This window comes from Rhizobium sp. USDA 3886, from assembly GCF_056279785.1.
Genome location: NZ_JBWCDC010000002.1, coordinates 245,597 through 257,887 on the forward strand (window position 1 = coordinate 245,597; position 12,291 = coordinate 257,887).

11 protein-coding genes and 3 pseudogenes are annotated in these 12,291 nt (G+C 60.5%); 7 read left to right on the top strand and 7 right to left on the bottom strand.

Annotated features, from left to right (window positions below):
- Positions 1–109: 109 nt before the first annotated feature.
- Genes ACZ9BX_RS21400 through ACZ9BX_RS21415 form a run of 4 tightly spaced genes read left to right on the top strand, consistent with a single transcriptional unit; the run spans position 110 to position 4,690 of the window.
- A complete protein-coding gene (locus ACZ9BX_RS21400) occupies positions 110–1,243 on the top strand; it encodes a sensor histidine kinase (protein ID WP_167333921.1) in 1,134 nt (377 codons plus the stop codon).
- On the top strand, positions 1,240–1,893 hold the full coding sequence (locus tag ACZ9BX_RS21405; protein WP_027511268.1) for a response regulator: 654 nt from the start codon (positions 1,240–1,242) through the stop codon (positions 1,891–1,893). Before ACZ9BX_RS21400 ends, ACZ9BX_RS21405 begins: the two co-directional genes overlap by 4 nt.
- The gene (locus ACZ9BX_RS21410; RefSeq protein WP_132568510.1) at positions 1,890–4,235 is read left to right on the top strand and encodes an ATP-binding protein; all 2,346 of its coding nucleotides are present in this window, start codon (positions 1,890–1,892) and stop codon (positions 4,233–4,235) included. Before ACZ9BX_RS21405 ends, ACZ9BX_RS21410 begins: the two co-directional genes overlap by 4 nt.
- A complete protein-coding gene (locus ACZ9BX_RS21415) occupies positions 4,226–4,690 on the top strand; it encodes a response regulator (protein ID WP_051336662.1) in 465 nt (154 codons plus the stop codon). The genes ACZ9BX_RS21410 and ACZ9BX_RS21415 overlap by 10 nt, the downstream gene beginning before the upstream one ends.
- Positions 4,691–4,743: 53 nt before the next feature.
- Here the strand turns inward: ACZ9BX_RS21415 and ACZ9BX_RS21420 are convergent, their stop codons facing one another.
- Entirely contained in the window at positions 4,744–5,304 is a 561-nt protein-coding gene (locus ACZ9BX_RS21420) for a hypothetical protein (RefSeq protein WP_027511271.1), read from the bottom strand.
- Between the two features lie 131 nt (positions 5,305–5,435).
- Entirely contained in the window at positions 5,436–6,080 is a 645-nt protein-coding gene (locus tag ACZ9BX_RS21425) for a transcriptional regulator (RefSeq protein ID WP_027511272.1), read from the bottom strand.
- Positions 6,081–6,197: 117 nt separating this feature from the next.
- Here ACZ9BX_RS21425 and ACZ9BX_RS21430 point away from each other — a divergent pair.
- From ACZ9BX_RS21430 to ACZ9BX_RS21440, 3 pseudogenes are all read left to right on the top strand, one after another.
- Positions 6,198–6,975, top strand: a pseudogene (locus ACZ9BX_RS21430) (acyl-CoA carboxylase biotin carboxyl carrier protein subunit); the annotation flags it as partial.
- Positions 6,975–7,329, top strand: a pseudogene (locus ACZ9BX_RS21435) (MaoC family dehydratase); the annotation flags it as partial. The pseudogenes ACZ9BX_RS21430 and ACZ9BX_RS21435, both read left to right, overlap by 1 nt.
- A gap of 1 nt (position 7,330) precedes the next feature.
- A pseudogene (locus ACZ9BX_RS21440) lies at positions 7,331–7,549 on the top strand (CoA ester lyase); the annotation flags it as partial.
- Between the two features lie 36 nt (positions 7,550–7,585).
- Here the strand turns inward: ACZ9BX_RS21440 and ACZ9BX_RS21445 are convergent.
- From ACZ9BX_RS21445 to ACZ9BX_RS21465, 5 genes are all read right to left on the bottom strand, one after another.
- Positions 7,586–7,882 carry a BA14K family protein gene (locus tag ACZ9BX_RS21445; protein ID WP_084606528.1) on the bottom strand — a complete coding sequence of 99 codons (297 nt, stop codon included), beginning with the start codon at positions 7,880–7,882 and terminating at the stop codon, positions 7,586–7,588.
- Between the two features lie 81 nt (positions 7,883–7,963).
- Entirely contained in the window at positions 7,964–8,320 is a 357-nt protein-coding gene (locus ACZ9BX_RS21450) for a hypothetical protein (RefSeq protein WP_027511275.1), read from the bottom strand.
- A gap of 75 nt (positions 8,321–8,395) precedes the next feature.
- The gene (locus tag ACZ9BX_RS21455) at positions 8,396–9,235 is read right to left on the bottom strand and encodes a DUF3313 domain-containing protein (protein WP_027511276.1); all 840 of its coding nucleotides are present in this window, start codon (positions 9,233–9,235) and stop codon (positions 8,396–8,398) included.
- Positions 9,236–9,383: 148 nt separating this feature from the next.
- Positions 9,384–10,838: an efflux transporter outer membrane subunit gene (locus ACZ9BX_RS21460; RefSeq protein WP_027511277.1), complete on the bottom strand. Its 1,455-nt coding sequence runs from the start codon at positions 10,836–10,838 to the stop codon at positions 9,384–9,386.
- Between the two features lie 140 nt (positions 10,839–10,978).
- Positions 10,979–12,289: a HAMP domain-containing sensor histidine kinase gene (locus ACZ9BX_RS21465; RefSeq protein ID WP_027511278.1), complete on the bottom strand. Its 1,311-nt coding sequence runs from the start codon at positions 12,287–12,289 to the stop codon at positions 10,979–10,981.
- Positions 12,290–12,291: the final 2 nt, after the last annotated feature.

Here is a 12,291-nt window from a genome sequence, read left to right on the forward strand (position 1 = left end):
CGCCGCGCGTCTGCCGGATGGCTGCAATCGCATATGCCGAACGGCCTATGCATTGTGACGGATGGCTTCCTATCTAGGGCATGTCAAACTTCTTAAGGACAGGGAATTCGTGCAAGACAAAGACTACGAGGGCATAGCGTCTCCCATTCGCGAACTGCGGCGTCTCTATCGCGATGCGGAAGCCAAGGCCGCTCGTCTGCGGCTGATCGTGGACGTACGCAAGGTACTGGACCGTGGCCCTTTGGATACGGCGATGTACGAGGCGTTATCCGCTATTGCCGGCTTTGCCGGAGCGAGCACGGCCACGATTCGCTCGCAAACCGGCACAGCTTGGCAATTTCCCACCCGGAGCGCCGCCGGCGAGGAAACGGCTGAGGGGGCCGACCCGGTAGCCGTCTGCAAGGCATGGATAGGCTGCGAGATGCTGGAACTCCGGCTGTCACGTCTCGCCTTCCCCATGAATGAACAGGATCGTGAGGCGATCCAGATCGTGACGGATCAGCTCGCCGCCTTTCTGGCAGCGGAGAGCCAGCGCATTCTTCGCGAGCAACTGACATCCGACCTCCAGGCACGCGAGCGCGACCTGGCGCGATTGATCGAGGCAATGATCGGCGCGCAGGAACAGGAGCGGCGCAGGATTGCCTATGACCTCCACGATGGCGTCGCGCAGTCTTTGGCGAGCCTGCTGTTTCGGTTGGAAGCCGCGGTGGTTGCCATGGAAGATACACAATCGGCAAAAGATGCAATCGAAGGCGGCATCGAAATTGTTCGAACGTCGATCGGCGAGGTCAGAGGCGCAATCGGTGCCCTTCGTCCCGCGGAACTGGACGATCTCGGCCTCGAAGCAGCACTTCGCGCCCGCCTGGACGATATCCAGTCGGTCCAGCTTTGCTTTCATTCGGACCTGAACGGCTACCGCTTGCCCGGCGCGCTCGAGGTGAGCCTTTACAGAGTGGCGCAGGAGGCCTTGGCAAATGCCGTAAAACACTCCGGCTGCAGCCGGATTGACCTGCGGCTTACGTTGGACGAGCCGCAGTTTGTTACCCTCTCCGTCGCGGATAACGGCTGCGGCATCGCTGACGCTCTCGTCGTCAAGCAAGATGGAAGGGGCGTCGGTATGTCGGCCATGCGCGAACGAATGGCACTGATCGGCGGCTCCATATCAATCCGATCGGGTCCCGGCCAAGGAACGGTTGCCGTCGCTCGAGCGCCTATTTCCGGTCCCGCAAAGGAACTCGCTTGAAACGCTACCGAATATTGATTGCAGACGATCATGAGCTAGCTCGGTCGGGTCTTGTCGCCGTGCTTGCAAGCGCTCCCGACCTGGAGATCGTTGGCGAGGCGCCAGACGGCATGAGCGCGGTAACTCTCAGCGAGAGTCTCCGACCGGATATTGCCCTGCTCGACATACGGATGGGCAGCATGGATGGCCTCGAGGCCGCAGCGGAGATTGGAGTCCGATCGCCCGAAACCCGCATCATCATGCTGACCATGCATGACAGCGTGGACTATCTTGAAGCCGCCATCAAGGCTGGGGCCAGCGGCTATGCATTGAAGGACATACGGCGCGACGAGTTGCTGCAGGTGATTGCCAATGTCGCGGCGGGGCAGTCTTTCTTCAACGTCGACCTGATGCGTCGCCTGCTTCGGCGTGTTTCTCCCGAAACACCCGGTGAAACCACCATTGAGCGGCTGACCGTTCGCGAGCGTGAAATCCTAGTCCGGCTCACCACCGGCGAAACGAACAAGGAGATCGCCAAGTCGCTCGACATTTCACCCGGCACCGTTAAGGTGCACGTCGAACGCATCCTCTACAAATTACGGGTGGCCGATCGAACGCAGGCGGCGGTCATGGCGGTAAGGGCCGGCCTTGTGGATCGGGACCGCCTATGATCGCTTCACGCTTTTCCGCCTCCATCTCCAAGCGGTTTCTGGACCAGCCGCTTGCCTACAAAGGTCTTATCGTCATTGCCGTGCCGCTGATCTGCTTCCTGATCGCGCTGGCTTCGGTTTTCCTTGCCGACCGGGAAAGTCGCCGGGCGGAAAACTATGTGCGCGTTACTTTCGCCATCCAGTCAGATATCCTGGAGCTGCACGCACTGCTTGCTGAGGCGGCCTCGGGGGTGCGCGGTTTCCTTCTGACCGGCAACGAGGCGTTCTTGGCGCCCTTCAACAAGGCAAGCGTAGAACTGCCAACGGTGCTTTCCAGCATGCGTCCTTTGATCAGGGACAGCGAACAGCGTGCACGGCTCGACGAGATGGAACCGCTGGTGCGCCAGAAACTGGCAGGCCTCAGCGCCTTGCGTGACGGCAGCGGACGACCGGAAAAACCGGCCCTGGACGACATTCGCAAAACCCTCCTCGACAACAAGGTCTTGCTGGACACGCTTCGGACAAAGATCAACGAGATGCGCGAACGGGAAGATTTTCTTTTGGCCGCGCGCACCGGTGAAGCAGACGCCATCCGTGACCGCTCCAAATGGATCACTTTGGTTGGCGCCTTGTTCGGTCTGCTCGGGGGCGTCAGCGCAATTATGCTGATGTCGAACGGCATTGTTCGGCGCGTGGGCGCACTGCAGAAGGAGGCGCACAAGCTGGCCAGCGGACAGGATCTCCAATCGATTCCGGCAGGACGCGATGAGCTTGGCTCGCTTGCAACGGCCCTTCAGGAGGCAAGCCGCTTGCTCAAGGCGCGCGAAGAAGCTTTGCGCGAAAGCGAGGAACGGTTCCGCCTACTGGTCGACGGCGTGCATGACTACGGCATTTTCGGCTTGGACGAAACGGGCCGTGTAGTCAGCTGGAACGTCGGCGCTGAGCGGATTACGGGTTATAGGGCAGACGAGGTCATAGGCGGGCATTTTTCCAGATTTTATCCGGAGGATACACGCCAAACACATCCGGCGCAGGAACTGGCACAGGCGCTCGCCTTCGGCCGGGTCGAGAACGAGGGGTGGCGCATTCGCAAGGATGGAGAGCGCTTCTGGGCCAATGTCGTCGTCACAGAGTTGAAGGACGAGCATGGCAATTCACGAGGCTTCTCCAAAATCACCCGGGACATGACCGATCGAAAGAAATCCGAGGAAACCCTGCAGGCGGCACGCCGGGAAGCTGAGCGGGCAAGCCAGGCCAAGAGCGAGTTTCTTTCGCGGATGAGCCACGAATTGCGTACGCCGCTCAACTCGATCCTCGGCTTCGGCCAGATCCTCGAAATGGACATGGAAGATCCGGACGCTCAGTTTTCTGTCAGGCAGATTCTGACAGCCGGCCGGCACCTGTTGAGCCTGATCGACGAGATCCTCGACATGGCGAGGATCGAAGCCGGACGGATGGACCTGGTGCTCGACACTATCGATGCGGGGGAGGTCTTGCAGGAGGCCTTGGCGCTCGCCCGTCCTTTGGCAGAGGAACGAGCGATCGACTTGCGTCTCGACGATACGCCACTCGGGCAGACATTTGCGACCGCCGACCGCCGGCGGCTGTTACAAGTTCTTCTGAACCTCCTGTCGAATGCCATCAAGTTCAATCGCGCCAGCGGCGAGGTCAGGATCGTCGCGCGCGCAGTTGGCTCTGATGTGTTAGTGGTGGATATCTGTGATACCGGATCCGGCATTTCGGCTGAGGGCGTGGAACGGCTGTTCCGGCCATTCGAGCGGCTTGGAAAAGAACGCAGCACGACAGACGGCACGGGGCTGGGTCTTGCCCTGTCCAAACATCTCATGGAAGCGATGGGCGGACGATTGGATCTTACGGGAACGTCGGCGCAGGGAACGATTTTTTCTCTCCATTTGCCAATCGCAACTGAGGAAAGGATGGCGGAAGAAATGGGCCTGACGCATGCGGTTGTGTCGGTACCGGGCGACATCATGATTGCCAATGTACTATGCATTGAGGACAATCCTCAGAGCCTTAATCTGATCGAGAATGTGCTGACGCGCCGTTTTGGCTGCCGTGTGATGCCGGCAATGCTTGGTGAGCTGGGCCTGGCCCTGGCTCTGCAGCACAAGCCGGGCCTCATCCTTCTCGACCTCGATCTTCCGGATATGCGCGGCCTTGATGTTCTTCAGCGGTTGCGAAGCGATCGAAGGACCCGCGCGATCCCGGTCGTGGTAATCAGTGCCGATGCCACGGTGGCGACCCGGCAGAAGGCGATGACGGCCGGGGCCACGAACTATCTCACCAAGCCGCTTGACCTTCGCCTTTTTATAAAGTCCGTGGAAGCCATCGGATGCAATTGAACACGACTATCGAAATTCCCGCCGACGCAAAGGTCCTCATCATCGACGACGAGGCGGCCAATGTCGCCCTCTTGACGCGCCTTCTGCAACGCGAGGGCTTTCAACGGCTGAGTTCTACATTCGACCCGCGCAGTGGGCTGGACATGTTCCGCGACATAAAGCCCGATATCGTGCTGCTAGATCTCATGATGCCGCACATTGACGGGTTTCAATTGCTGGAGGCGTTTTCCCGTCTTGTCGGTCCGCATAACTTTGTTCCCATCGTCGTGCTGACGGCGGACACGTCAATAACGACGCGACGCCGGGCATTGTCATTGGGAGCCAAGGATTTTCTCGTCAAGCCGCTGGACGCGGTCGAAACCGTGCTCCGTATCGTCAACTTGCTTGAGACCCGCTTTCTCTTTCTCGAGCTGCAACGACTGACAGGAGATATCGTTGACGGTGGTGTCCGATAGTCGTGCCGGCTGAGGGCATATTGGCCGGTCGGGCGCAGCGGTTAATGACACGTTCAGCGTTCGAACCGCTCCAGCATCCTCCTCAGTTGTGCATTTTGCAGCTGAAGCTTGCGCGCCAGCTGGTCCCGCAGCAGCCTGATCTCTTCATCAAGGCGGATTGCATCGTCAGAAACGGCCGGAACGGCTGGAGAGGGTGGCGGAACGGCTTCACCCCCTGCCGCTTTCTGGCCCCGGGTGCTGCGCTTTCGCGTTGCACCTTCGCCAGTCTGAGAGGGTTTTAATGCGTCGTGTTCGGCCGTACCGGCCTCATCGGACAAGGCCGGATCAGCCACCTCCACGGGCCTGGCGCCTTCGGTATCTGCCGCGCCATGGATACCGCTTGCCGTTTCTTCGGAATGATCCGGGCCCGCTGACACCGCCTCCGATTGATCGTGAAGGGCGGGTTTTTCGTCGACCCGAGGATCGGCGGTGTTGAGCCCGTTGTCGGCAGCCGTTTCAGTCGGTTTGGCGATGGCCAATACGTCCGGCTTCACGTCATCGGTCGGGCCGTGTTCTCGGCGCTGCTGACGTCGCGGTGACACAAGCCGGGCAAGAAGTTTCCATGGAGACGCCATTTTATTCGACCTCGTATTCTACCCCGCATGCAGGCTGCGAGCAAAAGCGTTGGCGGCGGGACTAGCCGCCGCCAAGATGTTCGTCTCGATAAGCATGAGAATGCGGCCGGCGCTTGACCGGCTGCTGCCAATCAACCGAGGTTGAGCCGCTTTCGCAGATCGGCATTTTCAGCACGGAGCTTCTCGGCCAGCAGCTTGCGCAGTCTTTGGTTTTCCTCTTCCAGCTGCAGAAGATCCGCAAACTCATCGACTGCCGCCACCGACGGTGCGGTCGCTGCCTGCACGGCCTTCGGAGCACGTTTGACGCTTGTCACACCCTCGTCAGACTTTGCCTTGCGTCCTCTCTTCGGCTTTCCAGCTGCGGCATTCGAAGCCGCTGCCGGCTGCGCCGAAACTGCGGCTGAGGCCGTCTCAGGCGCCGCCTTCCTGGCGCGAGGTTTGCGCTCCTTCTTCGGTGCGGGCGCCGCTACGGCCGGCGTCTCGGCGTCAGTCATCGTATTGTTGTCGTCGGCCATTATGGTCTCCTGTAAGGCCGATGCATTTGTCTCCTGCTCAATCGGCGGTGTCAACAACGCCGCCGCCTGTTGTTCTCCGGCGAAAGACATTCCGGTGCTGCCAACCTGGGAAGTTTCCGGCAGGAATGGCATTGCCTCGTCCTGCAGATCCTGCGCAACGGACTTGAGATCCACGTCTCCCCAGATCGAGTTCGGATTGGAATTGAGTTTTCGCCGACCAGATCTATACTCGACGGCAAAGCTGCGCTGGACTTTTTTCACTTTGAGAGGCCTTGGGTGTCTGCGGTGATGTTTCGGCGACGTTTTCAGCATCGCAACAAGCCCTGCAGATAACCACTATCGCCCCGGCGGTCCAGACCCCTGGCGTCACCCGGCCCTCTGCGACTGCCAGAAACAATCCTTGTCGATGGCGGCGTCGAGCAAGGGGATGAAGTCCCCGCCTTCTATGACCCGATGATTGCCAAGATCGTTGCGTATGGGCCGAACCGCGACGCCGCACTTTCGAAGCTCGCAGCCGCGTGTGCCGGCATCGAGGTCTGGCCGGTCACATCCAATGCCGGCCTGCTTGCCCGCATCGCCGTCGATCCGGATTTTTGCGCTGCTGAGTCCGATACCGGCTACCTCGACCGCCATGGCGATAGGCTTGTGGGGACGGCGCCGAGCAAAGCCGCGATCGACACCGCGGCTACTGTGGTTTCGAGAAATACGGATGGCTTCCCTGGTCCGCGCTTGCCGAGTTCCGCATCGCCGGCCTGGATGATAATAGAGTGCGCGTCAGTATCGGCGATCACCTCCTTCGGGGGCAATCAGGTCCGAAGCTTGAGGCAAATGCCGTCACGATCGGTGAAACGACGATGCTTTTCGACGCCGGCAATGCCTGGCCGATCAGCCTGCCCATCGCAAACGAAGTCGAGGCAAGTCAGAGTGCCAGCGATGGCGCGATCCTTTCGCCCATGCCCGGCCTCGTCATTTCGGTGGATGTCGCCGAAGGCAATCGTGTCGCCAAGGGGGACCGCCTGCTGACAGTCGAAGCGATGAAAATGGATCATTCGCTGCGTGCGCCCTTCGACGGCATCGTCGAAAAATTGCAGGTTTCCTCGGGGTCAGGGTCCCGGAAAACCAGCTGATCGTCAGCATTGTGAAGGAGCAGAATTGATGGCCGGCCGTTATTTCGACGAGAGGACGGTCGGCGACCGCATAGCCCACGACATCCGCCGCACGGTCACCAAGGCCGACAAGCTGCTCTTCACGACGCTCTCTCACAATCCGCAACCGCTGCATCTCGATGCCGACTATGCGGCCGGCGCCGAATTCGGCCGGATCATCGTAAACGGCACCTTCACCTTTGCGCTCACCGTCGGCCTTTCGGTCGGCGACATCACGCTCGGCGCGCTCGTCGCCGATCTCGGCTATGACACGGTGACGATGCCGAAGCCCGTCTTCATAGGTGATACCCTGCATGGAAACTGAGGCGATGGAGCTGCGTCGCTCGAACTCCCCTCCCGATGCCGCGGCGCGACGGCTTTTCCAGCGTGATGGCCATCCACCCAGCCAGGTCGAAGTGATCAATCACGCCTTCACGCCGGATTCATCCGAAATCGCCGGGGCGGAAAGTGGCCGCCGCCTTTGCCGCCAGACCCGACGCAGGCGTCATTCAGCTCGACGGACGCATGCTGGACCTGCCACATCTCAAGCTCGCGAGCCGCATCCCGGAGATATCAGGCCGATAGGGCAAACCGCACCAACGAAGCGAGAGCCGTGCCAACTCAATTGTAGGGGGAGTAGCATTGTCTGCGCGAGCCCCCGTAGGGCTGAAAACTATTATCATAGGCTGAATACGACCGATAACGGCGCGCGCACCAGTCATAATGTCTTCCGTCATATCGGATCGAATAGTCCTCAGCTGGCGGCGGAGGAGGCGGAGGAGGCGGAGGAGGCATGACAAACGGTGGCGGCCCTAGAGGACCTGGAATTGATGGAATGGGCGGCCCAACTTGCGCCATGGCAGCCGATTGCACTGCCAGCAGCAACGAGATCGCGGTGAACATCCGGAGATATTTCATCAGTCTTCCTCATACCCACGCCGTTCAAAAGCGTGATCTGTTTCCTGAACTTCGTTACGCGCCACAGAGGCAGGCTTGCCATCAACGGCTAAACTTCAGGTCCGGTTTTTCACCGTCCCATCCCTGAAGTCCGCCGGGAACCGACCGGAATCGAAGGCATCGTGTGCCCATCTTGCCGGATATGCACATCGCGTCGTCCTTGACCGTCCAGGTGATGGAGAGCGTGAATGGCAACGGGCCGCGAATGCTTCCGGTGCCGTCTTTCTTCAGAGTGAATTTGAGAGTCTTGCCATCCGGCGCAAGTGCCGACCAGGGCGCTCCATCGGCAAGGATTTCGGCGGCCTTCTCAGACGGCAGGAACTGTTCCTGCGCTGAGGACGACGGACTCGCCGCAAGAACTGCGATGACCGCCCCCGCAAATCGTAGATATCTCTTCATGTCGATGTCCTTTCATGATTGTTTGCTGAAGTACCGCAGTCGCCGGCGCTGCGGGTGATTGAGGACTGTCGGCAGCTATTGAGAGGCCGTCGCACCCTTGTCGCTCCAGCTTGGCGGCAAACCGAACTGACTGGCGACCGCCCCTTTGATACCGGGCGCAGCTCCAAATGCCTTGCAGGCATCGTATTTCGGCTCGCTGCCGAATGCCGCCTTGATCTTTTGCATCAACCGGGTGGACGACGTTCCCTTGAACGGGTCCTGACCCTTCACCAGCATGCGGCTGAAATCGGCGCCGAATGCTGATGAAAGGGAATAGGCATCCCCGACCGCGGATATCCGTGCCTTTGTCGTCACCATGTTCGCGCCGCGTGACCAGATCATCGCGGCCTGCTGAGAACCGTCCTGGCCGACCGCTTCGGCTTCTGCCGACAAACCGCCGAGACCGATCGGAATCCTCGGGATTGGAACGTGAGCCACAGAAGCGCCGAGCGTGGCGACAGTGGAGGTCGCGGCGATCGCCTGGTTCGTCGCGACGATGTCGGTGACCATCGCGTGGACAACGAGGTCCGCCGGCTGGTTTAGACCCATGACCTTGAACCGATTGCTGAGGCCCATACACAGCGCCCGGTCGACGGCGTTGGTCAGGAGTGCCAGGTCTTTGGCGTCGAAGGAGCCGCGAGCACTTTCCACCGTGGTGGGAACGATGCGCACTGTCTGCGCGGCGAGTACGACCGGCGAATTCACGCGCAATTTCGCCTTGGTCAGAGAGCCGCCCGATGCCACCATTCCCGTGTAGGATCCAAGGGACGTCCCTTCCTGTAAGGGGACGTTTGCGCAGGAGGAGAGCGAAGCGAAGAGGACGGCGCAGATTGCCGCCTGCACGGGAATTTCCACTGCTTGAACGTTGAAGGTCATTGGCGAATCTTTTGAACCGGGACTGTGGGTTCTGTTTTAGAGACGCCAACGTTAATGGCTGTAAAGCCTGTGTAAAGTTGAGTAAAATCGTGAAATCCAAGGTCCGCAGGCGCCGTTTGCCTTGCACCGCGGGTGGCCAGGTGGTCCATCAGCCCGACTTCGCCGCTCGCTCGGAAGCGACAGGCGCTTGTCGGGACAGATAGCCGGCACCCACGGCGACATAAAGATCCACATAATCCTTAGCAACTTGCTGCACGGTGGCTGCGAGGCTTGCCTGAGCATCGGAGACGGATCGTTGCGCGTCCAGGACATCAAGCAGCGACGAGGCGCCGTCTGTATAGCTCGTCGTTGAAAGCGCGAGCGCTTCCTGGGCGGTTTCCACCTGTCTGCGTAGCGGCTCCAACGTCTGCGCGTCATGGCGAACGGCCGACAGGGCGTTTTCCACCTCTTCGACCCCATTCAGCACCGCCGCTTTCCAGGCGAGATATTGGGTTTTGGCATCGGATTTTTCGATGTCGACATTCGCACGCAATTTGCCGCCATCGAAGATCGGCAGGTTGAGCGTCGGTCCGAAGGACCAACTGGTCAGGGTTCCACCGCTGGCACCGGATGATTTGACCCAGCTCGGCGAGATCGACCCGGATAGGGAGATCGACGGGTAGAGCTGGGCTTCGGCAGCGCCGATATCGGCAACGGCCGCCGCTAGATCGCGTTCGGCCTTGCGGATATCGGGACGGTTGCGGATGAGATCGGCCGGAATGCCGGCTCGAATGTCGCCGCGGAAGACCGGCTGGCCCGCACTCCTCTGCAGCTCATTCATCAGCGAGGCCGCCGGCATCCCGAGGAGCAAGGCGATGTGGTGGGCCGAAACGGTAAAGCTCTGTTCGAGGCCGGGGATATCTGCCTTCGTTGACCGAACAAGGCCTTCGGCCTGAACGACGTCAAGACGAGAGGCCGCACCTGCCTTGAGCTGCAGCTGCGTGAGTTCGTAGGTCTCCTGACGGGATTTCAAATTCGCCTTCGAAAGCGCGACGCGCTGCTGATAATAGCGGGCGTCGACATAGCTCGAGACGAGGTCCTTCAGAAAGGAGAGCTTCGCATCATCGGCCGTTGCGTAGGCGGCCCCAAGCGAGGCGATTGCGCTCTCTCTAGAGCGACGGTACTGGCCGAAGAGATCGAGCAGCCATGAAAGGCTGGCCTCGCCGCCTGTCGTATTCGTGGTGCCGATCGTCGTACGCTCAGAACCCTTCTCACCCGACACAGTGTGCGATGCGTCGACATAGAGGCTCGGCAGACCGCCGGCCCCGGCAACCGTGACATTGGCGGAGGCCGCGTTGATGCTCTCGATCGCCTGCAGCACATCGAGGTTCTCGCTGAGGCCCTGAGCCACCAGGCTGTCGAGCTGTTCGTCACGATAGGCCGTCCACCACTGCGCCGTCACGACATCGCCGTGGCTCTTGCCACCACCCTCTTTGAATTTAGCAGGAAGCGGCGTCTGTGGGGGGACGTGATCCGGGCCGCTGACGCAGCCTGCCAACAGAAGCGTGAGTGCCGATGTGGCGTAGCGGAGGGATGGTATTCTTGTGCAGAGCGACGGAGTCACTGGCGAGCTTTCTGAACCGGGATCGTAGGTTCAGGCTTAGCGGCGCCAACGTTAATGGCGGTAAAGACACTGTAAAGTTAGGTAAAGTCTGGTTGCACGTCTCGATTCCACCGAGCTGCGCGGCCTCGTCCACCACCGCCTCAAGCTTCGTCGAGTGGTCGCCAGGCGTGGTCGTCAGCCAAGCCATAGGGCATCGGTTTCCTGGGAAGCTCCAGGGTGATTGCCAGGCCACCGGTATCAGGCAATGACGCATGCACACGCCCGCCGTGGCGCTCGATGGCCTGCCTGGTGATTGCCAGACCCAGGCCGTATCCGCCTCTTGGCACAGCCTCTGTCCCACGTGAGAACGGCTGGAAGATCCGTTCCAGTTCGTCTCGCCTGACACCTGGTCCCTGATCCGTGACGCAGATTTTGAGGCGGTCGGCCGTCGCCTCGCAAGCCACTGATATGCGCGAATGCTCGGCCGTATACTTGAGGGCGTTGCGGACGACGTTTTCGAGCGCCCTGTAGATCAGCTCACCTTCGACCTCGGCGCGGAAGGTGCCCTCGACACTGGTTGTGATCGAGACCTCCCGTGCCTGGGCTTCGAATGCCGCGTCGCCGAGGATTTCGTTCAGCAGCTCGATGACATCAAGAGTGTGCGTCTTCAGCGGCCGGCTGGATCCCGCCGTCAATCTGGCAAGCGTCAGAACTTCGCCGACCAGCGCGTCCAGCCGTTCGACCTCCCGGTCCATGCGGTCCAGCATGGCGCCGAGTTTCGCCGGGCTCTGCCGGAGGACGCCGACAGCGGCCTGCAGACGGGACAAGGGCGAACGCAGCTCATGGGACACGTCATGGAACAGCCTCTGCTGCGCATCCTGCAGCTCCTGAAGCCGGGCGGCACTGGAATCGAAGTCATGCGCAAGCGCGGTGACTTCATCCTTCCGGCCGGCCATCTTGTCACCGATGCGGAAATCGAAGCGGCCATTGGCGAGCGCACTCAAGCCATCACGCAGATGCACGACGGGACGAATGAGGTATCGGGCGAGTGCGCCTGCCGATATCGTGCTCGAAATCAGGATCGTGAGCCAGGGCAAGAACGGGCCGAAGTTCTCGAAGGTGAACGTCGCTTGGGCCGGCAGGGAAATCTGATAGCAAACCCCGTCCTTCAGGACGGATCTTGTGTCGACGGCTTTTGGAACCGCACAAGCATCGGCTTTCGCGGCTTTGGAGATCGTCAGGCCAGGCGGAAGCGTCTCTTGGCTTGTGCGCACGAAATGCGCGGCGGCATCTTCGCCATCTCTCGCGAGCACGTTTGCTGTCAGGTTCAGGGCGATCGCTCGCCGCTCTTCCTCCAGTTCGCGCGCAAAAGGAACCCCTTGGAGAAAAATGACGAGCAGGAAGATCACGCCCACAGTCGCCGCCATCGTCAACCAGATCGTCGTGAAGAACTTCCAGAAAAGTCGGGGCATGG

Excerpts from the sequence above, each read along its gene's own strand:
- ACZ9BX_RS21410 (WP_132568510.1), top strand. The coding sequence starts at position 1,890 with ATGATCGCTTCACGCTTTTCCGCCTCCATCTCCAAGCGGTTTCTGGAC.
- ACZ9BX_RS21415 (WP_051336662.1), top strand. The coding sequence starts at position 4,226 with ATGCAATTGAACACGACTATCGAAATTCCCGCCGACGCAAAGGTCCTC.
- ACZ9BX_RS21420 (WP_027511271.1), bottom strand. The coding sequence starts at position 5,304 with ATGGCGTCTCCATGGAAACTTCTTGCCCGGCTTGTGTCACCGCGACGT.
- ACZ9BX_RS21445 (WP_084606528.1), bottom strand. The coding sequence starts at position 7,882 with ATGAAATATCTCCGGATGTTCACCGCGATCTCGTTGCTGCTGGCAGTG.
- ACZ9BX_RS21450 (WP_027511275.1), bottom strand. The coding sequence starts at position 8,320 with ATGAAGAGATATCTACGATTTGCGGGGGCGGTCATCGCAGTTCTTGCG.
- ACZ9BX_RS21455 (WP_027511276.1), bottom strand. The coding sequence starts at position 9,235 with ATGACCTTCAACGTTCAAGCAGTGGAAATTCCCGTGCAGGCGGCAATC.
- ACZ9BX_RS21465 (WP_027511278.1), bottom strand. The coding sequence starts at position 12,289 with ATGCCCCGACTTTTCTGGAAGTTCTTCACGACGATCTGGTTGACGATG.